Origin of the sequence: Rubrivivax soli, from assembly GCF_049810355.1 — a bacterium.
Taxonomy (GTDB): Bacteria; Pseudomonadota; Gammaproteobacteria; order Burkholderiales; family Burkholderiaceae_C; genus Rubrivivax.
The window spans coordinates 3,586,717-3,607,237 of sequence record NZ_CP187368.1 but is presented as its reverse complement, the minus strand read 5'-3'; the positions used below and the strand labels follow the sequence as shown (position 1 = coordinate 3,607,237).

24 protein-coding genes are annotated in these 20,521 nt (G+C 72.6%); 16 read left to right on the top strand and 8 right to left on the bottom strand.

Annotated elements, in window-relative coordinates; all coding sequences use genetic code 11:
• Positions 1-14: 14 nt before the first annotated feature.
• Positions 15-1,199: an Acg family FMN-binding oxidoreductase gene (locus ACPOLB_RS16455; RefSeq protein WP_425257095.1), complete on the bottom strand. Its 1,185-nt coding sequence runs from the start codon at positions 1,197-1,199 to the stop codon at positions 15-17.
• 105 nt (positions 1,200-1,304) lie between these two features.
• On the opposite strand from ACPOLB_RS16455, the gene ACPOLB_RS16450 reads away from it, so the two are divergent.
• Positions 1,305-2,261: a LysR family transcriptional regulator gene (locus ACPOLB_RS16450; RefSeq protein ID WP_425257094.1), complete on the top strand. Its 957-nt coding sequence runs from the start codon at positions 1,305-1,307 to the stop codon at positions 2,259-2,261.
• Between the two features lie 6 nt (positions 2,262-2,267).
• On the opposite strand, the gene ACPOLB_RS16445 is transcribed toward ACPOLB_RS16450, so the two are convergent.
• Positions 2,268-2,516: a hypothetical protein gene (locus ACPOLB_RS16445; protein ID WP_425257093.1), complete on the bottom strand. Its 249-nt coding sequence runs from the start codon at positions 2,514-2,516 to the stop codon at positions 2,268-2,270.
• Positions 2,517-2,644: 128 nt separating this feature from the next.
• Between ACPOLB_RS16445 and ACPOLB_RS16440 the strand changes: the two genes are divergently transcribed.
• Positions 2,645-3,622: a LysR family transcriptional regulator gene (locus tag ACPOLB_RS16440; RefSeq protein ID WP_425261937.1), complete on the top strand. Its 978-nt coding sequence runs from the start codon at positions 2,645-2,647 to the stop codon at positions 3,620-3,622.
• 13 nt (positions 3,623-3,635) lie between these two features.
• Here the strand turns inward: ACPOLB_RS16440 and ACPOLB_RS16435 are convergent, their stop codons facing one another.
• Positions 3,636-4,832 carry an aromatic amino acid transaminase gene (locus ACPOLB_RS16435; protein WP_425257092.1) on the bottom strand — a complete coding sequence of 399 codons (1,197 nt, stop codon included), beginning with the start codon at positions 4,830-4,832 and terminating at the stop codon, positions 3,636-3,638.
• Positions 4,829-5,320, bottom strand: a complete 492-nt coding sequence (locus ACPOLB_RS16430; protein ID WP_425257091.1) for a glutathione peroxidase — start codon at positions 5,318-5,320, stop codon at positions 4,829-4,831. The genes ACPOLB_RS16435 and ACPOLB_RS16430 overlap by 4 nt, the downstream gene beginning before the upstream one ends.
• 161 nt (positions 5,321-5,481) lie before the next feature.
• Here ACPOLB_RS16430 and ACPOLB_RS16425 point away from each other — a divergent pair, with 161 nt between their 5' ends.
• Positions 5,482-6,459, top strand: coding sequence for a response regulator (locus ACPOLB_RS16425; RefSeq protein ID WP_425257090.1), 978 nt, complete (start codon positions 5,482-5,484; stop codon positions 6,457-6,459).
• A gap of 22 nt (positions 6,460-6,481) precedes the next feature.
• On the opposite strand, the gene ACPOLB_RS16420 is transcribed toward ACPOLB_RS16425, so the two are convergent.
• Positions 6,482-7,360: a DMT family transporter gene (locus ACPOLB_RS16420; RefSeq protein ID WP_425257089.1), complete on the bottom strand. Its 879-nt coding sequence runs from the start codon at positions 7,358-7,360 to the stop codon at positions 6,482-6,484.
• Complete coding sequence (lplT, locus tag ACPOLB_RS16415; RefSeq protein WP_425257088.1) at positions 7,350-8,627, bottom strand: lysophospholipid transporter LplT; 1,278 nt, start codon at positions 8,625-8,627, stop codon at positions 7,350-7,352. Before lplT ends, ACPOLB_RS16420 begins: the two co-directional genes overlap by 11 nt.
• Before the next feature lie 143 nt (positions 8,628-8,770).
• Between lplT and alr the strand changes: the two genes are divergently transcribed.
• From alr to ACPOLB_RS16365, 10 genes are all read left to right on the top strand, one after another.
• Positions 8,771-9,859, top strand: coding sequence for an alanine racemase (gene alr, locus ACPOLB_RS16410; RefSeq protein WP_425257087.1), 1,089 nt, complete (start codon positions 8,771-8,773; stop codon positions 9,857-9,859).
• 4 nt (positions 9,860-9,863) lie between these two features.
• A complete protein-coding gene (locus tag ACPOLB_RS16405) occupies positions 9,864-10,343 on the top strand; it encodes an acyl-CoA thioesterase (RefSeq protein WP_425257086.1) in 480 nt (159 codons plus the stop codon).
• A gap of 6 nt (positions 10,344-10,349) precedes the next feature.
• Positions 10,350-10,754 (top strand): alternative ribosome rescue aminoacyl-tRNA hydrolase ArfB, encoded by a 405-nt coding sequence (gene arfB / locus ACPOLB_RS16400; protein ID WP_425257085.1) that lies wholly within the window; start codon positions 10,350-10,352, stop codon positions 10,752-10,754.
• Positions 10,755-10,799: 45 nt separating this feature from the next.
• On the top strand, positions 10,800-11,120 hold the full coding sequence (locus ACPOLB_RS16395) for a cupin domain-containing protein (protein WP_425257084.1): 321 nt from the start codon (positions 10,800-10,802) through the stop codon (positions 11,118-11,120).
• A 62-nt stretch (positions 11,121-11,182) separates the two neighbouring features.
• A complete protein-coding gene (radA, locus tag ACPOLB_RS16390) occupies positions 11,183-12,550 on the top strand; it encodes a DNA repair protein RadA (protein ID WP_425257083.1) in 1,368 nt (455 codons plus the stop codon).
• A gap of 13 nt (positions 12,551-12,563) precedes the next feature.
• Positions 12,564-13,376, top strand: coding sequence for a glycosyltransferase (locus tag ACPOLB_RS16385; protein WP_425257082.1), 813 nt, complete (start codon positions 12,564-12,566; stop codon positions 13,374-13,376).
• A complete protein-coding gene (locus ACPOLB_RS16380; RefSeq protein WP_425257081.1) occupies positions 13,373-13,777 on the top strand; it encodes a hypothetical protein in 405 nt (134 codons plus the stop codon). The genes ACPOLB_RS16385 and ACPOLB_RS16380 overlap by 4 nt, the downstream gene beginning before the upstream one ends.
• 39 nt (positions 13,778-13,816) lie before the next feature.
• Positions 13,817-14,740, top strand: coding sequence for a branched-chain amino acid transaminase (locus ACPOLB_RS16375; protein ID WP_425257080.1), 924 nt, complete (start codon positions 13,817-13,819; stop codon positions 14,738-14,740).
• Positions 14,741-14,742: 2 nt separating this feature from the next.
• A complete protein-coding gene (locus tag ACPOLB_RS16370; protein WP_425257079.1) occupies positions 14,743-14,949 on the top strand; it encodes a zinc-finger domain-containing protein in 207 nt (68 codons plus the stop codon).
• A complete protein-coding gene (locus ACPOLB_RS16365; protein ID WP_425257078.1) occupies positions 14,924-16,819 on the top strand; it encodes a PAS domain-containing protein in 1,896 nt (631 codons plus the stop codon). The genes ACPOLB_RS16370 and ACPOLB_RS16365 overlap by 26 nt, the downstream gene beginning before the upstream one ends.
• Positions 16,820-16,842: 23 nt before the next feature.
• Here the strand turns inward: ACPOLB_RS16365 and ACPOLB_RS16360 are convergent, their stop codons facing one another.
• The gene (locus ACPOLB_RS16360; RefSeq protein ID WP_425257077.1) at positions 16,843-17,547 is read right to left on the bottom strand and encodes an anti-sigma factor; all 705 of its coding nucleotides are present in this window, start codon (positions 17,545-17,547) and stop codon (positions 16,843-16,845) included.
• A gap of 1 nt (position 17,548) precedes the next feature.
• Positions 17,549-18,184 (bottom strand): sigma-70 family RNA polymerase sigma factor, encoded by a 636-nt coding sequence (locus tag ACPOLB_RS16355; RefSeq protein ID WP_425257076.1) that lies wholly within the window; start codon positions 18,182-18,184, stop codon positions 17,549-17,551.
• A gap of 23 nt (positions 18,185-18,207) precedes the next feature.
• On the opposite strand from ACPOLB_RS16355, the gene purU reads away from it, so the two are divergent.
• The 3 genes from purU to ACPOLB_RS16340 are packed head-to-tail and all read left to right on the top strand — an operon-like array spanning position 18,208 to position 20,519.
• Positions 18,208-19,092: a formyltetrahydrofolate deformylase gene (gene purU, locus ACPOLB_RS16350; protein ID WP_425257074.1), complete on the top strand. Its 885-nt coding sequence runs from the start codon at positions 18,208-18,210 to the stop codon at positions 19,090-19,092.
• Positions 19,093-19,104: 12 nt separating this feature from the next.
• Positions 19,105-19,554 carry a YybH family protein gene (locus tag ACPOLB_RS16345; RefSeq protein WP_425257073.1) on the top strand — a complete coding sequence of 150 codons (450 nt, stop codon included), beginning with the start codon at positions 19,105-19,107 and terminating at the stop codon, positions 19,552-19,554.
• The gene (locus ACPOLB_RS16340) at positions 19,554-20,519 is read left to right on the top strand and encodes a YheT family hydrolase (protein WP_425257072.1); all 966 of its coding nucleotides are present in this window, start codon (positions 19,554-19,556) and stop codon (positions 20,517-20,519) included. Before ACPOLB_RS16345 ends, ACPOLB_RS16340 begins: the two co-directional genes overlap by 1 nt.
• Positions 20,520-20,521 lie beyond the last annotated feature (2 nt).

The window sequence follows — 20,521 nt, the reverse complement described above, 5'->3', positions numbered from 1 at the left end:
GGCCTGCGGGCGGCTCAGGCCTGCAGCAGGTCCTCCAGCGGCCGCCGCGGCGATGCCTGCGGCTCTTCGAGCCCGTGGCCCACGCGGGCCAGCATCTGCAGCGTCTGCTGCGCCGGGTCCAGCCCGAACAGGCGGTGCATCGCCTCGAACTGCGGGCGGACCTCGTCGAACTCCTGCAGCGCCTGCGACAGCGGGTGCATGTGCACGCCGTCCAGCGTCGCCTGCAGCTGCGCGCGCACGAAGGCGCGGCCGCTCGCCACCTGTGCGGCGCGGCCGTTGCCCTGGCTGGCGATCCAGAAGTAGCCGCTGCCGGTGGCGAATGCCGACCAGCGCTCGGCGATGCGCTGGAAGTTGCTGCTGCCGCGCCGCGGCACCTCGTAGCGGTCGAACAGGCCGATGGCGGCCATCAGGCGCGGCATCAGGCCCGGGATCGAGATGCCGTCGCGGTGCTCGGCGATCTCGCCGGCGCCGATGCGGAACAGGCGCGCCGACTCCAGGTAGGTGCGCGGCGTCGTCAGCTCGATCTCGTAGGCCGCCTGCGCCAGCGTGTTGACGCGGGCGCGCTGCGCCGCGTCCTGCACCGTGCCCGTCAGCAGCCCCGGCGCGGCGGCCGCCTGCTGCAGCGCCTGCCACGCGGCCGGGGCGACCGTGCGCGCGCTGTCGTAGGCCCCCTTGTGCGTGTGGCGGCGGCGAATCGCCGCGAACAGCGGGTCGCGCGGCAGGGCGGCGTCGGGCTGCAGGCGCAACCGCGCCACGACGCTGCCGCCGGGCAGCGCGCGCGCCGCCGGGACGCCGTCGGGGAAGAGTTGCAGGTCGACGCGCACGCCGCGCTCGGCGGCGGCGATGACCGCCAGCTCCAGGAAGGCGCCGCAGCCGATCAGCACCTGGCGGCCGTGGGGGTCGGTCTCGGGCAGCAGGCGCTCGCCGTCGCAGACCAGCGTGATCTCGCCGGCGCGGCGCAGGTCGGCCCGCCAGGGCTGGCGGTTGTGCGGGTTGGGCGCCAGCAGCGCGTGCGCCAGCATCCAGTGGCGCAGGTCGGCGCCGGGCGCCGGCGGCGCCGACCAGGCCTGCACGGCGGCGGCCGGCAAGCCGCTGGTGCAGCCGGCCAGCGGCGTGGCCGCGAGCACCACGCCGCCGCCGACGAGCGCGATGCAGCGGCGGCGCTGGGTGGCATGGGAAGACAGGGACGTGTGGGACATGGCGACAACCTCGAAGCAGCGGGTGGAACGTGCCGCCATCGTGTCGGCCGGCCGACGTTCCCACCATGCCCGCCGCCGTTTGCCTGCCATGCGAAACTGTTTGCCATGTCCCGCCGCCCCGACCCGGACGCGCCTGCCGAGATGCTCAGCGTCGAGGCCCCGCCGGGGCCGCGGCTGGCCGACTGGAACCTGCTGCGCTCGTTCATCGCGGTGCTGGAGACCGGCACGCTGACCGCGGCCGCCACGCGCCTGGGCAGCACCCAGCCCAGCATCGGCCGCCACCTGCGCGAGCTGGAGGCGCTGCTGGGCGAGACCTTGTTCGTGCGCAAGCCCGGCCGGCTGGAAGCCACGGCCCGGGCGCAGCGCCTGTACGAGGCGGCGGCCGGCATGCGCGACGCCGCGCGCGAGATCGAGCGCCTGTTCACGGCGCAGGGCGAGCAGGCGGTGGGCGTGGTGCGGGTGGCGGTGTCGGAGGCCTACGGCTACCACGTGGTGCCGCAGATCCTGCTGCCGCTGCTGCACGAGCACCCCGAGCTGGAGATCGAGCTGGCGGTGTCCAACCGCATCGACAACCTGCGCCGGCGCGATGCCGACATCGCGGTGCGCTTCGGCCGGCCGCTGCAGGACGACCTGATCGCACGCAAGCTGGGCGAGACCGAACTCGGTCTGTTCGCGCACGAAGACCACATCCGCCGCCACGGCGAACCGCAGGACATCACGCTGCCGCCGGGCGTGGTGCTGGCCGGCTTCGACCGCGACACCTGGCCGCTGGCGGCCATGGTGCAGGGCGCGACGCCGCAGCAGGCACTGCGCTTTCGCTTCCGCAGCGACTCCGCGCTGGCGCGGCAGGCCGCGGTGGAATGCGGCGGCGCGCTGGCGGTCTACCCTGTGGAGATCGGTACGCGGCGGCCGGGCCTGCGCCGCGTGCTGGCGCACCGGCTGGCGCAGAAGCAGGAGATCTGGCTGTGCGCCCACGACGAGCTGCGGCGCAGCAGCCGCATGCGCATCGTGTGGGACCGGCTGGGCGATGCGCTCGAGCAGCGCCTGCGCCCGCCGGCCTGAGCGGGATCAGTCGCCGAGCGACTCGTGGCGCGACGCGGCGGCGAACAGGTCGTTCGCGAAGCCGGGGTCGGTGGCCTGCATCTGGTAGGCGAGTCGGCGCACTTCGGCGGCTTCTTCGGCACGCGACGGCTGGCGCGGCTGGGCCGGGCTGGAGATCCAGCGCAGGAAGCCGGTGAACAGGTAGGCGGCAACGCGGGCACCGCGCGGCATGGCCGGGGACCGGACGCTGAGCACTTCGACGGTGGTGGAGGTCATGGTGGTTCCTTCGTCATCACGAGGCCCGGGCCGGGCATCGCATGGACGAGATATTAGTGGAAACCCTCATGTCTTCCACTGAAAGATGTTCATGTAAGGTATCAACAGTACGCATGTCCTGGTGCAGCATGAACTTCCGCACGCTCGACCTCAACTTGCTGCGTGTGTTTGACGCAGTCATGGCCGAAGGCAGCCTGACACGCGCGGCGGAAAGCCTGTCGATCACGCAGCCGGCGGCCAGCCATGCACTCAAGCGGCTGCACGACGCCGTGGGCGAAGCGCTGTTCGTGCGCACCGCGTTCGGCATGAAGCCGACCGTGCGCGCCGAGGCGTTGTGGCCGCAGGTGCAGGCGGCGCTGGGCGGGCTGCAGCGGGCGCTCGCGCCGCAGGAGTTCGACCCGCTCGCCGAGCCGGCCAACTTCCGCATCGCGATGGCCGACGCCACCGCGGCGCTGCTGGCGCCGCCGCTGGTGCGCGCCATCGAGCGCCAGCAGGCACGCGTGAACCTGCGCGTGATGCCGCTGACCACGCGCGACCCGCGCCGGCTGCTGCGCGAAGGCGAGGCCGACCTCGCGATCGGCCACTTCCCCGAGGCCATCGCCGCGCTGAACGCCGACGGTCCGCAGGCCGCGCTGCGCCACCAGCGGCTGTACGAGACGCACTATGTCTGCGTCATGCGACGCGAGCACCCACTTGCTTCGAAACCCATGACGCTCGACACCTTCTGCAGCGCCCACCACCTGCTGGTCAGCTTCTCGGGGCGGCCGCACGGGCTGGTGGACGAGGCGCTGGCCACGCTGGGGCGGCAGCGCCGCATCGTGCTGACGGTGAACCAGTTCTTCACCGCCGGCCTGGTGGTGACGCAGAGCGACCTGCTGACGGTGCTGCCGCTGTCGTTCCTGGCCGCCACCGGCACGCAGCAGGGGCAGGTGGTGGCGCGCCCGCTGCCGTTTGCGCTGGCGCCGGTGGCGGTGCAGATGCTGTGGCCGGTGCGCCAGGACAGCGACCCGGCGCACCGCTGGCTGCGCGCGCTGCTGGCCCAGGCACCGGCCAGCCCGGCACCCGGGACCCAGGCCCCGGGCAGCGCGCCGCCCGGCGTGTCCTGAGCGCGGTGTCCGGTCAGAGCACCGCGGCCATCGCCTCGGCGGTGCGCTCGACGTTGCCGGTGTTCAGCCCGGCGACGCAGATGCGACCCGAGCGCACCAGGTACACACCGAACTCCTCGCGCAGCCGGTCGACCTGCGCGGCGCTCAGGCCGGTGTAGCTGAACATGCCGCGCTGGCTGAGGAAGTAGCCGAAGTCGCGCCCCGGCCGCTTGGCGCTCAGCACGCCGTGCAGGCTGTGCCGCATGGCCTGGATGCGCGTGCGCATGGCGGCGACGTCCGCCTCCCAGGCCGTGCGCAGCGCGGGGTCGGTGAGCACGCGGCTGACGATGCCGGCGGCGTGGATGCCGGGGCTCGAATAGTTGCGGCGCACGGTGGCCTTCATCTGGCCCAGCACCAGCTCGGCCTCGGCCGCCGTGGCGCAGACGACGCTGAGCGCGCCGGCGCGCTCGCCGTAGACGCTCATGCTCTTCGAGAACGAGTTCGCGACGAAGAAGCTCAGGCCGGAGGCCGCCAGCGCCCGCACCGCGAAGGCGTCTGCATCGATGCCGTCCCCGTAGCCCTGGTAGGCCAGGTCCAGGTAGGGCAGCAGCTGGCGCTCGCGCAGCACCGGGATCAGCGTGTCCCACTGCGCCGGCGTCAGGTCGACGCCGGTCGGGTTGTGGCAGCAGGCGTGCAGCAGCACCACGCTGCGGGCCGGCAGGCCACGCAGCGTCTCCAGCATGGCCTCGAAGCGCAGCCCGCCGGTGGCGGGGTCGTAGTACGGGTAGGTGTGGACCGCGACACCGGCGCCCTCGAACATCGCGCGGTGGTTGTCCCAGGTCGGGTCGCTGACCCAGACAGCGCTCTCGGGGAACCAGCGCTTCAGGAAATCGGCGCCGACCTTCAGCCCGCCGCTGGAGCCCACGGTCTGCAGCGTGGCGATGCGTCCGCTGGCCACGGCCTCGTGCCCGGCGCCGAACAGCAGCGCCTGCACCGCGCTGCGCATCGCGGTCGCGCCTTCGATCGGCAGGTACGACTTCGGCCCGCTTTCTGCGAGCAACTGCGCCTCGGCCTGGCGCACGCAGTCCAGCACAGGGATGCGGCCGGCGTCGTCGAAGTAGATGCCGATCGACAGGTTGACCTTGTGCGGCCGCGGGTCCTTCTGGAAGGCCTCGTTGAGGCTCAGGATCGGGTCGCCGGCGTAGGCGTCGAGGTGGCTGAAGACACTCATGCTGCCAGCGCCTTGTCGATGTCGGCCCGCAGCGACTCGGGCTTGTCGGTGGGCGCGTAGCGCTTGAGCACCTGGCCATCCTTGCCGACCAGGAACTTCGTGAAGTTCCACTTCACGGCCTGCGTGCCGAGCACGCCGCGGGCCTCGGCGGTGAGCCACTGCCACAGCGGGTGGGCCTCGGCGCCGTTGACCTTCACCTTGGCCATCATCGGGAAGCTGACACCGTAGTTCAACTGGCAGAAGCTGGCGATCTCTTCATTGCTGCCGGGGTCCTGGCCGCCGAACTCGTTGCTCGGGAACCCCACGATGACCAGGCCCTTGTCGCGGTAGTCCTGCCAGAGCTGCTCGAGCCCGGCGAACTGCGGCGTGAAGCCGCAGGCGCTGGCGGTGTTGACGATCAGCAGCACCTTGCCGCGCTGGCTGGCCAGATGGGCCGGTTGGCCGTCGATGGAGACGGCTTCGAAGTCGTACACGCTGCGGGCGGCCATGGGCACTCCTGGGTAGACATGGTCAGATCGGAGGCAGGATTATCCGCCGCCCCCCGGAAGTCCCCACGTCCGAGGGCCTCGGCGCCGTTGACAGCGGCGCGCGCGGGGCTGCACCATGCAGCGGACTTCGCCTGCCCGCAGCCCGCCATCCATCCCCTGCCATGACCCTGCCGTACCGCGTCACACTTCAGGGGTTCACGCGCTTCGAGCGCAGCGCGCTCGCGTCCTACTTCCGGCTCGCAACCAACCGCAGCCCGGCTTACGAGCAGGTCGACACCGCCGGCGAGGCGCACTTCATCGTCGTCGACGCCGACGATGCCGACGCGGTGCGGACCGTGCTGGCCGCCGGCCGCGCGGCCGACACCGTGTTCGTCGGCGCGCTGGCGCCGCAGGGGGCCAGCGCCTGGGTGATGCGGCCGATCGACCCGCTGCACGTGATGCGCGAACTCGACGCCATGGTGCACCAGCGCACCGCGGCCCAGGAAGCCCGCACCGCGGCACCCCCCGGACTGCAACCGACGGCGCCACGCGGCGGGCCGGGGTCGCCGGCGGCGCACGCGGCCCACGCCCCCCACGGGCCGCGCACCGTGATCCAGCCCCGCCCGCCGGGCCAGGTGCCCTCGCGCCGCGCCAGCGACGGCGAGGGCAGCGGCTTCGTGCCGCTGGCCGAGCCGCACCAGCCGGTGCCGCCGCCACCGCCCCGGCGCGGCACGCTGGCGCTGCTGGTCGACGACAGCGACATCGCGCTGCGCTTCCTCGAACACAAGCTCGAACGCATGGGTCTGCAGACCGAGTGCGCCAGCACCAGCGCCCGCGCCATCGAGATGCTGTCGCACAAGGGCTACGACTACGTGTTCCTCGATGTCGAACTCGGCGAGGCGAGCGAACTCGACGGCCTCGCGCTGTGCCAGCACATCAAGCGCCACCACCACCATGCCGGCAGCGGCGTGGCCCCGGTGGTGGTGCTGGTCTCGGCGCACCAGAGCGAGCTCGACCGCGTGCGCGGCACGCTGGCCGGCGCCGATGCCTACGTCGGCAAGCCGCTCGACGACAGCACGATCCAGCGCCTGCTGCGCCAGCACGGGGTGCAGCCACCGTCCCCTTCCAGCACGGCCGGCGCGCCCACCAGCATCAGCTGAAGAGCCGTTCTCGGCGTGGCGCTCAGCGCGCCGCGAGCAGCGTCGCGCCCACGATCAGCGCGCCGCCCGCCAGCAGCGGCAGCGTGACCTGCCCGGCGCCCAGCAGCACCGCCGAGACGCTGGCGAACAGCACCTCCGAGACCATCACCACCGCGGTCACGTTGGCCGGCAGCCGCGCCGCGCCGTACTGCAGCGCCAGGTTGCCCAGCAGGAAGGCCAGGCCCATCGCCAGCGCGCCCAGCATCCAGCCCGGCGCCGGGGCCGGCGGCCAGGGCACGGCACCGCGCTCGCCCAGCGACAGCGCCAGCACGCCGGCCACCACCGCGCCGCCCAGGAACATCGCCAGCGCGCGCGCCGACTCGGGCCGGTGCGCCTCGCGCCGCAGCATCACGTTGTTCAGCGCGAAGCTGAAGCCGCCGACCACACCCAGCACCTCGGCCAGCGTGCGCGGCAGCGGCCAGCCGCCGCCGTCCGGCCACAGCACCACCACGGCGCCGGTCAGCGCCAGCGCCACGCGCAGGCCGGCCGCGGCCGTCAGGCGCTCGCCCAGCAGCAGGCGCGCCAGCAGCACCGCCCACAGCGGCATCAGGTAGAACAGCAGCACCACGCGCACCACGTCGCCCACCGTCACGCCCCAGTTGAACGCGGCGTTGGTGGTGCCCGAGGCCAGCACCAGCACCCACAGCGCCGGCATCGTGCACAGGTGGCGCCAGGCCTGCGGCCGCCACAGCGTGATCGCCACCACGGCCAGCGCGTAGATCACCACCGTGGCCCACAGCGGGTGCAGGCCGGCGGATTCCAGCTGCCGGAACGGCCACCACGAGACGCCCCAGGTGAAGGCGTTGAACGTCAGCGCCAGCGCCGGCCACAGCGCAGCCCGGCCCGTGCCGTCAATGGCCATCGGTGCGTGCGATGGCCAGCAGCCGTTCGACCTCGTCGTGGTGCAGCACGGTGTTGCGCTTGTGCCAGCGGCGGATGGCCTCCATCGTGCCCGCCACCAGCAGCCCGAACACCGCGATCGCGACGAAGGCCGACAGGCCGAGCTTGGTCATGCCGGCGTAGAAGGCGCCCAGCCCCAGGATGCAGGCCTGCTCGTTGAAGTTCTGCACCGCGATCGACCGCCCGGCACCCATCAGGTTGTGGCCGCGGTGCTGCAGCAGCGCGTTCATCGGCACGATCAGGTAGCCGCACAGGGCGCCCAGCACCACCAGGAAGGGCGCGGCGACCCAGACGTTGTCGATGACGTTCAGGCCGATCATCAGGAAGCCGACCACGATGGCCAGCGGGATGACGTTGGTGGCGCGGTCGAGCCGCGTGATGATCGACGCCGTGACCGCCCCCAGGATGGAGCCGATGATCACCACGCCGGCCAGGTTCGACGCCTGCGCCGTGCCGTAGCCCAGCGCCGCCGCGGCCCAGGCGAAGACGATCAGCCGCAGGTTGCCGAACACGCCCCACAGCAGGGTCGTCGTGGCCAGCGAGATCTGGCCCAGCTTGTCGCCCCACAGCCGCGCGTTGCACTGCGCGAAGTCGCGCACCATCCAGGCCACGCCGTGCTGCAGCGGCTGCAGCGGCGCCGAGGTGCGCGGGATGTAGAGGTTGAAGATCGAAGCGATCACGTACAGGAACACGATCGACGAGATCGCGGCTTCGGGCGGGGTGTCGATCGCGGTGTCGATCAGCGGCAGGTCCAGCGCCAGCAGCGTGGGCGCGACGTTGGCGCCGATGAGCTGCCCGCCGAGCACGATGCCCAGCACGATGGATGCGACCGTCAGGCCCTCGATCCAGCCGTTGCCCTTGACCAGCTGCGACGCCGGCAGCAGCTCGGTGAGGATGCCGTACTTGGCCGGCGAATACGCCGCCGCGCCCAGGCCGACCACCGCGTAGGCCAGCAGCGGATGGCTGCCGAACAGCATCATCAGGCAGCCCACGACCTTGATGCTGTTCGAGATGAACATCACCCGGCCCTTCGGGATCGCGTCGGCGAAGGCGCCGACGAAGGGCGCCAGCACCACGTAGAACAGCGCGAACATCGGCGCCAGCGCCGGCACCTGCCAGGCCGGCGCCTGGCTCGTCCGCAGCAACTCCACCGCCGCCACCAGCAAGGCGTTGTCGGCCAGCGAGCTGAAGAACTGCGCCGACATGATGGTCGAAAAGCCTTTTTTCATGCGTGTCGCGCAGCAGCGGGACGCCTTGGCGGGGCGTCAGCGTCAGATCTCCGTTCTAGGGGGCCGGCGGTTTATAGCACGCGGGTTCGACCGTTCCGAATGGTGAAACCGCCGCAGGCCGGCTGGCAGAATCCGTGGCAGACATGCCGCGTCCCATCGAAGCCCTGGTCCACCCCGCCGCGCTGGCGCACAACCTCGCGCGCGCCCGCGCGGCAGCGCCCGACGCCCGCGTCTGGGCGGTGGTGAAGGCCGACGCCTACGGCCACGGCATCGAGCGCGCGTTCGCCGGCCTGCGCGGCGCCGACGGTTTCGCGCTGCTCGACCTGGCCGAGGCCGAACGCCTGCGGGCGCTGGACTGGCGCGGCCCCATCCTGCTGCTGGAAGGCTGCTTCGAGCCGCGCGACCTGGAGCTGTGCTCGCGGCTGCACCTGTGGCACGTGGTGCACTGCAACGCGCAGATCGACTGGCTGGCCGCGCACAAGACGCACCAGCCGCACCGCGTGTTCCTGAAGATGAACAGCGGCATGAACCGGCTCGGCTTCACGCCGGCGGCGTTCCGCACGGCGTGGACGCGCCTGAACGCGCTGCCGCAGGTCGACGAGATCTCGCTGATGACGCACTTCAGCGACGCCGACGGCCCGCGCGGCATCGCGCACCAGGTGGCGGCCTTCGACGCCGCCACGCGCGACCTGCCGGGCGAGCGCTCGCTGTCGAACAGTGCCGCCGTGCTGCGCCACGGCGTCAGGAGCGACTGGGTGCGCGCGGGCATCGTGTGCTACGGCAGCGCGCCCGACTTCCCCGACCACGACATCCGCCACTGGGGCCTGCAGCCGGCGATGACGCTGCGCACGCAGCTGATCGCCACGCAGCAGCTGCAGCCCGGCGACACGGTGGGCTACGGCAGCAGCTTCACGGCCACGGCACCCATGCGCATCGGCATCGCCGCCTGCGGCTACGCCGACGGCTACCCGCGCCACGCCGGCACCGACACGCCGGTGCTGGTGGACGGCGTGCGCACCGGCACCGTGGGCCGGGTGTCGATGGACATGCTGGCGGTGGACCTGACGCCGGTGCCCGGCGCCGGCTTCGGCAGCGAGGTCACCCTGTGGGGCCGCGGGCCGCAGGGCTCGCAGCTGGCCATCGACGACGTGGCACGCGCCGCCGGCACCATCGGCTACGAGCTGATGTGCGCGGTGGCGCCGCGTGTGCCGATGCACGCCGTGGAGGACTGAAGCCATGGACCTGCCCAGCCACCAGCTGACGATGACGGTGCTGATGACGCCCGACATGGCGAACTTCAGCGGCAACGTGCACGGCGGCACCATCCTGAAGCTGCTCGACCAGGTGGCCTACGCCTGCGCCAGCCGCTACGCGCAGCGCTACGTCGTCACGCTCAGCGTCGACCAGGTGGTGTTCCGCCAGCCCATCCACGTGGGCGAGCTGGTCAGCTTCCTGGCCACCGTGAACCACACCGGCACGTCGTCGATGGAGATCGGCATCAAGGTCGTGGCCGAGAACATCCGCACCCAGGTCGTGCGCCACGCCAACAGCTGCTTCTTCACGATGGTGGCGGTGGACGACGACGGCAAGCCCACGCCGGTGCCGCCCCGCGTGCCCGCCACGCCGCTGGAGCAGCGCCGCCACGCCGCCGCCGAGGTGCGCAAGCAGCTGCGGCGCGAGATGGAAGAACGGCTGCGCGCCACGCGCCAGGGCTGAGCCGTGATGAAGCCGCCGCGCGTGGACGAGGCCGAGGTCACGTTCAGCGCCATCCGCGCGCAGGGCGCGGGCGGCCAGAACGTCAACAAGGTGTCGAGCGCGGTGCACCTGCGCTTCGACGTGCACGCGTCGTCGCTGCCGCCGGCGCTGAAGGAGCGGCTGCTGGCGCAGGCCGACCAGCGCATCACCGAGGCCGGCGTCATCGTCATCAAGGCCCAGGACCACCGCAGCCAGCCGATGAACCGCGCCGACGCACTGGCGCGGCTGCAGGCGATGGTGGACGCCGCTGCGCACGTGCCCGCGGTGCGCCGCGCGACGAAGCCGAGCTACGGTGCGAAGCAGCGGCGGCTGGAGGGCAAGGCCGTGCGCGCGCAGGTGAAGGCCGGGCGCGGACGCGTGCGCGGCGAGTGACGGCTATGCTGCCGGCCTGAGCTTGCTGCACGACGAGGCGCCGCCATGTCCACCCCCGATCCATCCCCTGCCGCCACCCCCGCCCCGTTCGGCTTCGACACCTTTGCCGGCGCCCTGCGCGCGCAGGGCTTCGACGAGGTGCTGGAACGCCGTTGGGCGCCCGGCACGGTGCTGGAGACGCACACCCACCCGTTCGACGCCAAGGCCGTGGTCGTGCAGGGCGAGATGTGGCTGACCGAAGGCACGCAAACGCGCCACCTGCGCCCGGGCGACGGGTTCGCGCTCGCGGCCGGCACGCCGCACGCCGAACGCTACGGCAGCGCCGGCGCCACCTACTGGGTCGGCCGCCGCAACACCGGCGGCTGAGGCGCCGCCCCGGCAGCCCGGCAACGGCGGGCCGGGCCACGCGCCGCGACACAATGCGCCGCATGGCCACCGCAAAGACGATCTACACCTGCCGCGAGTGCGGCGGCACCAGCCCCAAGTGGCTGGGCCAGTGCCCGCACTGCAAGGCCTGGAACACGCTGGACGAGAGCGTGGCCGAGCCCAGCGGCGCGGCCGCCGGCAAGAACCGCTTCCAGGGCCTGGCCAAGCGCCAGCCGGTGGCCACGCTGAGCGAGATCGACGCCGCCGACGTGCAGCGCCTGCCCACCGGGCAGGAAGAACTCGACCGCGTGCTCGGCGGCGGCATCGTGCCCGGCGGCGTGGTGCTGATCGGCGGCGACCCCGGCATCGGCAAGAGCACGCTGCTGCTGCAGGCGCTGGACGCGCTCTCCGGCCAGATCCCGGTGCTCTACGTCACCGGCGAGGAAAGCGGCGCCCAGGTCGCGCTGCGCGCGCGCCGTCTCGGGCTGGCGGGCACGGCGGTGCGGGTGCTGGCCGAGATCAACCTGGAAAGCATCATCGCCACGCTCGAGGCCGAGCAGCCGGCCTTCTGCGTCATCGATTCGATCCAGACCGTCTACTCCGAGCAGCTGACCTCGGCGCCGGGCTCGGTGGCCCAGGTGCGCGAGTGCGCGGCGCAGCTCACGCGCGTGGCCAAGACCACCGGCTGCAGCCTGGTGCTGGTGGGCCACGTCACGAAGGAAGGCGCGCTCGCCGGGCCGCGCGTGCTGGAGCACATCGTCGACACGGTGCTGTACTTCGAGGGCGACACGCACAGCAGCTTCCGCCTGGTGCGCGCCATCAAGAACCGCTTCGGCGCGGTCAACGAGATCGGCGTCTTCGCGATGACCGAGCGCGGGCTGAAGGGCGTCAGCAACCCGAGCGCGATCTTCCTGTCCACGCACGGCGAGCCGGTGCCCGGCAGCTGCGTGATGGTGACGCTGGAAGGCACGCGGCCGCTGCTGGTGGAGATCCAGGCACTCGTGGACAGCGGCGGGCCGAGCCCGCGCCGGCTCAGCGTGGGCCTGGACCGCGACCGGCTGGCGATGCTGCTGGCGGTGCTGCACCGGCACGCGGGCGTGGCCTGCATGGACCAGGACGTGTTCGTCAACGCGGTGGGCGGCGTGCGCATCGGCGAGCCGGCGGCCGACCTGGCGGTGCTGCTGGCGATCCAGGGCAGCCTGCGCGGCCGCGCGCTGCCGCGGGGCTTCATCGCCTTCGGCGAGGTCGGCCTGGCCGGCGAGGTGCGGCCCGCGCCGCGCGGGCAGGAGCGGCTGAAGGAAGCGGCCAAGCTGGGCTTCTCGGTGGCCGTGGTGCCCAAGGCCAACGCGCCGAAGAAGCCGATCGAAGGGCTCACGGTGCATGGCGTCGAGCGCATCGAAGAGGCGATGGACGTGGTGCGCTCGCTATGATCCCGCGGCCATCATGAAGCTCAGCGTGGTCGTTTCCGCCTACGACAACTGGCGCAGCCTCGACTTCACGCTGCAGGGCTGGCGCCTGCAGACCCGCCCGCCCGACGAACTGATCGTGGCCGAGGACAGCGCCTTCCCCGAAGTCGCCGACGTCGTGGCGCGCCACGCCGCGCAGGCACCGTTCCCGCTGCGGCACCTGCACCAGGCCGACGAGGGTTTCCGCAAGTGCCTGGTGCTGAACCGGGCCATCGCCGCGGCGCAGGGCGATGCGCTGCTCTTCACCGACGCCGACTGCCTGCCGCGCGCCGACCTGCTGCAGCACATCGAACGCTGCCTGCGGCCCGGCCACTTCGTCGCGGCCGGCAGCCACATCGACCTGCCCGCTTCCTTCCACCAGCACACCCTGCGCCCCGAGATGATCAACGACCAGCGCGTCTTCGACCCCGACTTCCTGGCCGCGCACGGCGTGCGCGCGCCGCGCCTGCGGCTGCTGCGCGGCGGCTGGCTGCCCCGGCTGCTGGACCGCCTCACGCCGCGCGACGCCTTCGTCGGCAACTGCAGCGCCGCCTGGCGCGCCGACCTGCTGCGCGTGGGCGGCTTCGACGAGGCCATGGGCTACGGCGCGGAAGACCGCAACCTCGGCATCCGCCTGAACCACGCCGGCGTGCGCGGCCGCCGCGTGCGCCACTCGCTGGTGATGCTGCACCTGGACCACCCGCGCGCGTACAGCCGCGCCGCCGAGGTGCAGGCCAACCAGGCCTGGAACCGCCAGCTCGCCCGCACCGGACAGACGCTGCCGCGCCGCAGCGTGCTGATCGCGTCATGAGCCCGCTGCTGGGCTGGGGGCTGGCGGCGCTGGCCGTGGTCGGGGGGTTCCTCGCCTACGGCTGGCAGGGGCTGGTGCTGGCGATCTCGGTGGTGGTGTTCTGGCTGCTGCTGCAGTTCAGCCGCGCGCTGCGCGTGATGCGCGGCGCCGCCGCCAACCCGGTGGGCCACACCGACAACGCCGTGATGCTGCAGGCCCGGCTGCGCCCGGGCATGCGCATGCTGCAGGTGGTGACGCTGACGCGCAGCCTGGGCCGCAAGGTGGCCGACGATCCCGAGACCTTCGTCTGGCAGGACCCCGCCGGCGACGCCGTGCAGGTGGTGCTGGCGCGTGACGTGGTCGGCGAAGTGCGGCTGCTGCGCGGCACCGTTGCCACGGCTGCACCGCCCGCCGACGCCTAAAATCAGCGGTTTCCACCCCCCCTCACCGAAGGAATCCCCATGTCGATGTCCGACCGCGACGGCAAGATCTGGATGGACGGCGCGCTCGTCGACTGGCGCGACGCCAAGATCCACGTGCTGTCGCACACGCTGCACTACGGCTGCGGCGCCTTCGAGGGCGTGCGCGCCTACAACACCGCGCAGGGCACGGCCATCTTCCGCCTGCGCGAGCACACCGAGCGGCTGTTCAACAGCGCCAAGATCCTGCGCATGAAGATCCCCTTCACGCCCGAGCAGGTGATGGAGGCGCAGCGCGAGGTGGTGCGCGCGAACAAGCTGGAAAGCTGCTACCTGCGCCCGCTGGTGTGGATCGGCGACCAGCGGCTGGGCGTCAGCCCCAAGGGCAACACCATCCACCTGATGGTCGCGGCCTGGGCGTGGGGGGCCTACCTCGGCGAAGAAGGCCTGAAACGCGGCATCCGCGTCAAGACCAGCAGCTACACGCGCCACCACGTGAACATCACGATGACGCAGGCCAAGGCGGTGAGCAACTACACCAACAGCATCCTGGCCAACATGGAAGCCACCGACGAGGGCTACGACGAGGCGCTGCTGCTCGACTCGGCCGGCTTCGTCAGCGAAGGCGCGGGCGAGAACCTGTTCATCATCAAGAAGGGCGTGGTCTACACGCCCGACCTGTCGGCCGGCGCGCTCAACGGCATCACGCGCGACACCATCCTGGCGATCTGCAGCGACCTCGGCCTGAAGCTGGTGGAAAAGCGCATCACGCGCGACGAGGTCTACATCTGCGACGAGGCCTTCTTCACCGGCACCGCCGCCGAGGTGACGCCGATCCGCGAACTCGACCGCATCGAGCTCGGCGCCGGCAGCCGCGGGCCCATCACCGAGAAGATCCAGTCGGCCTTCTTCGACATCGTCAACGGCCGCAACCCGAAGTACGCCGAGTGGCTGACCAAGGTGTGACCATGCAAGATCCCAAGTCCGTCGTCGAACTCGCCGCGGCCGACCTGCTCGGCCCGGGCGTGGTGCACTGCCCGAACCCGAAGATGCCGCTGTGGAGCACGCACCCCAAGGTCTTCATCGACGTCGCCACCAGTGGCGAAGGCAAGTGCCCGTACTGCGGCACGGTCTACCGGCTGAAGGCCGGTGAGAAGCTGCACGCTGGACATTGACCTGCGCCTGGGCGCCATCGCCCGCGACGCGCTGCTCGACCACCTGAGCCGCGGCGACCCGCGCCATGCGCTGCGGCTGCTGGTGGGCGCGCTGGGCGATGCGCTGGGCGCGCCGTGCGGCCTGGTCGCGCACGACGCCGTCGGACGCACCGGCGACGCGCCGCGGCGCTGGCAGTGCGGCAGCGTCGACGGCGCCGCACGGCAGGTGCTGCCGCTGCAACGCCTGGGCCGGGTGCTCGGCACGCTGCACCTGCCGGCCGGCACCGACCCGCAGGCCCTGCGCGCGCTGCTGCCCACGGCGGCCGCGCTGCTGCTGCGCGACCATGACACCAGCAGCGCCGACAGCGCCGGCCTGCCCGGCCCCAGCGAACACGGCGCCCTGGTGCAGGCCGCGCTGGCCGGTGCCGACACCTTCGTGTGGGAATGGGACATCGCCAGCGACTGGCTGAGCGACATCGACGAGGGTCTGCGCCTGCTGGGCTACCCCGAGGGCAGCGTCCGGCAGACCCAGGAGGCCTGGAACGGCCTCATCCACCCCGACGACCTGGCCGCCAACCACGCGGCCTACCTGCAGCACGCACGCGGCGAGACCGAGATCTACGAGAGCACCTACCGCGCCCGCGCCGCCGACGGCCAGTGGCGCTGGCTGCTGGAGCGCGGCCGCATCGTCGAGCGCGACCCCGACGGCACGCCGCGGCGCATGCTGGGCACGCAGAGCGACATCACCGAGCGGCGCCGCCTGGCCACCGCCGCGCGCGAGACGACCGAGCGGCTGACCCACATCACCGAGCACGTGCCCGGCATCCTGCTGCAGTTCCGGCTGCCGCCCGATGGCTCGGCCGCGAACTTCCCCTACATCAGCGCACGCAGCCAGGCACTGTTCGGCGTCGCGCCCGAGGAACTGCTGGGCGACGCCCGCGCGCTGCTAAACCTGGTGGACGACGCCGACCGCCAGCGCGTGATCAACAGCGTGCTGGCCTCGGCGCGCGACGGCACGCGCTGGCGGCTGGACTTCCGCATCCACCGCCGCGACGGCGCGCTGCGCTGGATGCGCGCCGACGCCTCGCCGCAGCGCCAGGCCGACGGCAGCACGGTCTGGCACGGCTACATCGAGGACGCCACCGAGCGCCGCGAGCTCGAGCACGCCCGCGAGCAGGCCGCCGTGGCGGCAGCGGCCAACCGCGCCAAGACCGAGTTCCTCTCGCGCATCAGCCACGAGCTGCGCACGCCGCTGAACGCGGTGCTGGGCTTCACGCAGCTGATGGAGATCGACGAGGCCGAACCACCCGGCCCCGGCCAGCAGCGCCGGCTGAAGCTGGTGCGCGAAGCCGGCGCCCACCTGCTGCAGATGATCGGCGACCTGCTCGACCTGACGCGCATCGAGTCCGGCGGCATGGCGCTGCAGCTCGAGGCCGTGCCGCTGCGCACGGTCGTCGACGAGGCGCTGGCGATGCTGCAGGGCAGCGCCGAGAAGCTGCAGATCACGCTGGTGCTGCACGCGGACGAGGCGCCCCTGCCGGCCCGCGTGGACCGCACGCGGCTGCGCCAGGTGCTGCTGAACCTGGTGTCCAACGCCATCAAGTACAACCGCGCCGGCGGCCGCGTCGAGGTGCGCCTGGAACGGGTCGACGCCGACACGGTGCGCTGCAGCGTGCACGACACCGGCGTCGGCATCGCCGAGGCCGAACTGCCCCGGGTCTTCGACCCCTTCTACCGCGGCCTGCAGGCCGGCACCGCGATCGAGGGCACCGGCATCGGCCTGAGCGTGACGCAGGCGCTGGTGGCGCTGATGGGCGGCCGCATCACCGTGCGCAGCACGGTCGGCGTGGGCTCGGTGTTCACGCTGACGCTGCCTGCCGCACCCGGCTGAGCCGGGCGCGGCCGCACCGCGCGCTACAGCTGCAGCTTGCCGTAGAAGACGACCGGCCCGGTGGGCTGGCCGGTGGGCGACCCGCCCGGCGGCTCGACGCTGACGGCCATGTGGTCGATGCCGCTGCCGCGCAGGCCGCCCGGCAGGCGGCCGCGGCTGAGCACCGTGACGCCGTCGGCGCGGATCAGGCCCAGCGACGTGGGCTTGCCTTCCAGCGGCGCCCACCAGAGCTCGAGCGCACGGTCGGTGGTCACGGCCACTGGCGTGATCGGCCGCGCCACCACGGCACGGCCGTCGCCGCTGAAGCTGGCGACCAGGCTGCCGGCCACGGCCGGGTCCTTGCCGGTGGACTGCAGCACCACCACCACCGGCGCCTGCGCCGGCGGCGGGGTGGCCAGCAGCACCGACAGGCCCACGACCGCCACCAGCGCCAGCCCCGACAGGGCCCGCCATGGCGCCAGGCGCTGCCACCAGGGCGACGGGGCCGCAGCCGCCACCGTCGGCCACAGCTGGCGTTCCACCGCCGCCCACACGTGCGGCGGCGGTGCCACCGGGGGCAGCGAGGCGGTCAACGGCATCAGGCGGTCCTGCCAGTCGCGCACCGCTGCGCGCAGCGCCGGGTGGCCGGGCAGCAGGGCCTCGAAGCGGCGGCGGGCGGGGCCGCGCAGGGTGCCGGCCACGTAGCCGGCTGCCAGCGCATCGGCGCGTTCGGTCTTGGCGTAGTCCATCTCAGGTTCCCTCGCGCTGGCCGGCGTCGCGCAGCACGCTGCGTTCGAGGCAGCCCTTGAGCGTCATCAGTGCACGCCGCACCCAGCTCTTCACGGTGCCCAGCGGTTGGCGCAGCTGGTCGGCCACCTCGGCGTGCGACAGGCCGTCGAAGAAGGCCAGCGCCACGCTCTGGCGCTGCGGCGGGCTCAGGTGCTCCATGCAGTGCTGCAGCTGGCGCGCCTCGCTCGCGCGGCCCAGCAGTTCCAGCGGCCCCGGGCCGTCGTCGGCCAACGCCTCGGCGGCGTCGGGGCGGTCGTCGTCGTCGTCGCGGCTGGTGCTGTCGGTCTTCGGCTGCGCCTGCGCGCGGCGCAGGCTGTCGATGGCGCGGTTGCGTGCGATGCTGGTCAGCCACGTCATCGGCTGGCTGCGCGCCGCGTCGAAGCTGGCCGCGGCCTTCCAGACCGCGACGTAGACCTCCTGCAGCAGGTCTTCGGCCTGCGCGCGGTCGCGCTGGATGCGCAGCAGCACCGCAAACAGGTGGCCGCTGGTGCGTTCGTACAGCGTCGCGAAGGCCTGGCGGTCGCCAAGGCCGGCGCGCGCCAGCAGCTGCGACAGCGCGCGGCTCTTCTCCGGCCAGTCGTGTTCATCGAGTTTCATGCGCGTCCCTACAATCGGCGGCCATGAGCAGTGACCCCCAGTTCGTGCTGACCCTGGCGTGCCGTGACACGAAGGGCATTGTCTACGCCGTCTCGGGCCTGCTGTACCAGGCCGGTTGCAACATCATCGATTCGCAGCAGTTCGGCGACCTCGACGGCGACGATGCCACGGGTCTGTTCTTCATGCGCGTGCATTTCGAGGCTCCCGCACACCTGGCCGACACTGCCACGCTGGACACGCTGTTCGCGCACACGCGCCAGCAGTACGGCATGGACGTGCGCTTCCACGCGCTGGCCACGCGGCCGCGGCTGCTGCTGATGGTCAGCCAGCACGGCCACTGCCTCAACGACCTGCTGTTCCGCTGGCGCAGCGGGCAGCTGGCGGTGGACATCCCGGCCATCGTCAGCAACCACACCGCATTCGCCGAGCTGGCGGGCAGCTACGGCATCCCGTTCCACCACCTGCCCCTGCAGGGCGGCAGCGACGCCGCCACCAAGCGCGCGCAGGAACAGGCCGTGGAGACGCTGATCACGCGCGAGCGCATCGACCTCGTGGTGCTGGCGCGCTACATGCAGATCCTGAGCCCCGAGTTCTGCGCCGTGCTCAAGGGCCGCGCCATCAACATCCACCACAGCTTCCTGCCCAGCTTCAAGGGCGCGCGGCCGTACTTCCAGGCCCACGCGCGCGGCGTCAAGCTGATCGGCGCCACCGCGCACTACGTGACCGCCGACCTCGACGAGGGCCCGATCATCGAGCAGGACGTCGAGCGCGTGGACCACACCATGTCGGCCGAGGACTACACCGCGGTCGGCCGCGACATCGAAAGCCGCGTGCTCGCGCGCGCGGTGCGCTGGCATGTCGAGCACCGCGTGCTGCTCAACGGCCACAAGAGCGTGATCTTCCGCTAGCGCACCGCCGCGATGGCCCGCCCCAAGCCGCCCGCCGTCGCCCTGCAAGGCTCGCCCGACGAGGTCGAGGCGCAGTTCTACGAAGCGCTGCAGCGCGGCGACATCCAGCTGCTGATGGCGGTGTGGGCCGACGACGACGAGATCGTCTGCGTGCACCCCGGCGGCGGGCGCCTGGTGGGCGCGGCGGCCATCCGCGAGAGCTTCGAAGCCATCTTCGCGAACGGCGCGATCCCGGTCGCGCCCGAGCAGGTGCACCGGCTGCAGAGCCTGGGCTGCGCGGTGCACCACCTGGTCGAGCGCATCGGCGTCGACGCACCCGAAGGCCGGCAGGAGGCCTGGGTGATGGCCACCAACGTCTACCTGAAGACGGCGCTGGGCTGGCGCCTGGCCGCCCACCACGCCAGCCCGGCGAGCCCCCACGCGCTGCCGGCCACGGGCGACGCGCCGTCGACGCTGCACTAGTGCAGCACCACCGCGCACCCTGGTGGCTGCCGGGCGGCCACCTGCAGACGATCTGGCCTGCGCTGTGCTCACGGCCGCGCCTCCAACCCGCGCCGGCCTACCGGCGCGAACGCTGGCTGGCGCCCGACGGCGACTTCATCGACGTCGACCACCTCGATGCGGCCCCCGGCGCGCCGGCGCTGGTGCTGTTCCACGGCCTCGAGAGCTCGTCGAGCAGCCGCTACGCGCTGGCCTTCGCGCAGGTGGCGCAGGCCATGGGCTGGCACTTCAGCGTGCCGCACTTCCGCGGCTGCTCGGGCGAACTGAACCACGCGCCGCGCGCCTACCACTCGGGCGACTTCGAGGAGATCGGCTGGATGCTGCAGCGGCTGCGCGCGCAGCACGGTGCACCGCTGCTGGCCGCCGGCGTCTCGCTGGGCGGCAACGCGCTGCTGCGCTGGGCCGAGGAAGCCGGCGACAGCGCCGCAGCCACCGTGCGCGCCGCGGCCGCGGTGTCGTCGCCTCTGGACCTGGCGGCGGCCGGCCACGCCATCGACCACGGCTTCAACCGGCTCGTGTACGCACGCAACTTCCTGAAGACCATGAAGCCGCGCGCACTGGCCAAATGGGCGCAGCACCCGGGCCTGTTCGACCGCGAACGGCTGCTGCGCGCGCGTACGCTGTACGAGTTCGACGACGTCTTCACGGCGCCGCTGCACGGCTTCCGCGACACGCCCGACTACTGGGCGCGCGCCTCGGCCAAGCCGCACCTGCACCGCGTGCGCGTGCCGGCGCTGGTGCTGAACGCGCACAACGACCCGTTCGTGCCCGGCGCGTCGCTGCCGGTGCAGCGCGACGTGGGCCCCTGCGTCACGCTGTGGCAGCCGCGGCACGGCGGCCACGTCGGCTTTGCCGGTGGCGCCTTCCCCGGCACGGTGGTCGGCCTGCCGCAGGCGGTGCTGGGCTGGCTGGCGCAGGCACTCTGAGC

Excerpts from the sequence above, each read along its gene's own strand:
- ACPOLB_RS16355 (WP_425257076.1), bottom strand. The coding sequence starts at position 18,184 with ATGAAACTCGATGAACACGACTGGCCGGAGAAGAGCCGCGCGCTGTCG.
- ACPOLB_RS16450 (WP_425257094.1), top strand. The coding sequence starts at position 1,305 with ATGTCCCGCCGCCCCGACCCGGACGCGCCTGCCGAGATGCTCAGCGTC.
- ACPOLB_RS16370 (WP_425257079.1), top strand. The coding sequence starts at position 14,743 with ATGCAAGATCCCAAGTCCGTCGTCGAACTCGCCGCGGCCGACCTGCTC.
- ACPOLB_RS16440 (WP_425261937.1), top strand. The coding sequence starts at position 2,645 with ATGAACTTCCGCACGCTCGACCTCAACTTGCTGCGTGTGTTTGACGCA.
- ACPOLB_RS16345 (WP_425257073.1), top strand. The coding sequence starts at position 19,105 with ATGGCCCGCCCCAAGCCGCCCGCCGTCGCCCTGCAAGGCTCGCCCGAC.
- ACPOLB_RS16395 (WP_425257084.1), top strand. The coding sequence starts at position 10,800 with ATGTCCACCCCCGATCCATCCCCTGCCGCCACCCCCGCCCCGTTCGGC.
- ACPOLB_RS16385 (WP_425257082.1), top strand. The coding sequence starts at position 12,564 with ATGAAGCTCAGCGTGGTCGTTTCCGCCTACGACAACTGGCGCAGCCTC.
- purU (WP_425257074.1), top strand. The coding sequence starts at position 18,208 with ATGAGCAGTGACCCCCAGTTCGTGCTGACCCTGGCGTGCCGTGACACG.
- radA (WP_425257083.1), top strand. The coding sequence starts at position 11,183 with ATGGCCACCGCAAAGACGATCTACACCTGCCGCGAGTGCGGCGGCACC.
- ACPOLB_RS16425 (WP_425257090.1), top strand. The coding sequence starts at position 5,482 with ATGACCCTGCCGTACCGCGTCACACTTCAGGGGTTCACGCGCTTCGAG.
- alr (WP_425257087.1), top strand. The coding sequence starts at position 8,771 with ATGCCGCGTCCCATCGAAGCCCTGGTCCACCCCGCCGCGCTGGCGCAC.
- ACPOLB_RS16435 (WP_425257092.1), bottom strand. The coding sequence starts at position 4,832 with ATGAGTGTCTTCAGCCACCTCGACGCCTACGCCGGCGACCCGATCCTG.
- ACPOLB_RS16420 (WP_425257089.1), bottom strand. The coding sequence starts at position 7,360 with ATGGCCATTGACGGCACGGGCCGGGCTGCGCTGTGGCCGGCGCTGGCG.
- ACPOLB_RS16405 (WP_425257086.1), top strand. The coding sequence starts at position 9,864 with ATGGACCTGCCCAGCCACCAGCTGACGATGACGGTGCTGATGACGCCC.
- ACPOLB_RS16360 (WP_425257077.1), bottom strand. The coding sequence starts at position 17,547 with ATGGACTACGCCAAGACCGAACGCGCCGATGCGCTGGCAGCCGGCTAC.
- lplT (WP_425257088.1), bottom strand. The coding sequence starts at position 8,627 with ATGAAAAAAGGCTTTTCGACCATCATGTCGGCGCAGTTCTTCAGCTCG.
- ACPOLB_RS16455 (WP_425257095.1), bottom strand. The coding sequence starts at position 1,199 with ATGTCCCACACGTCCCTGTCTTCCCATGCCACCCAGCGCCGCCGCTGC.
- ACPOLB_RS16445 (WP_425257093.1), bottom strand. The coding sequence starts at position 2,516 with ATGACCTCCACCACCGTCGAAGTGCTCAGCGTCCGGTCCCCGGCCATG.
- arfB (WP_425257085.1), top strand. The coding sequence starts at position 10,350 with ATGAAGCCGCCGCGCGTGGACGAGGCCGAGGTCACGTTCAGCGCCATC.
- ACPOLB_RS16380 (WP_425257081.1), top strand. The coding sequence starts at position 13,373 with ATGAGCCCGCTGCTGGGCTGGGGGCTGGCGGCGCTGGCCGTGGTCGGG.
- ACPOLB_RS16375 (WP_425257080.1), top strand. The coding sequence starts at position 13,817 with ATGTCGATGTCCGACCGCGACGGCAAGATCTGGATGGACGGCGCGCTC.
- ACPOLB_RS16430 (WP_425257091.1), bottom strand. The coding sequence starts at position 5,320 with ATGGCCGCCCGCAGCGTGTACGACTTCGAAGCCGTCTCCATCGACGGC.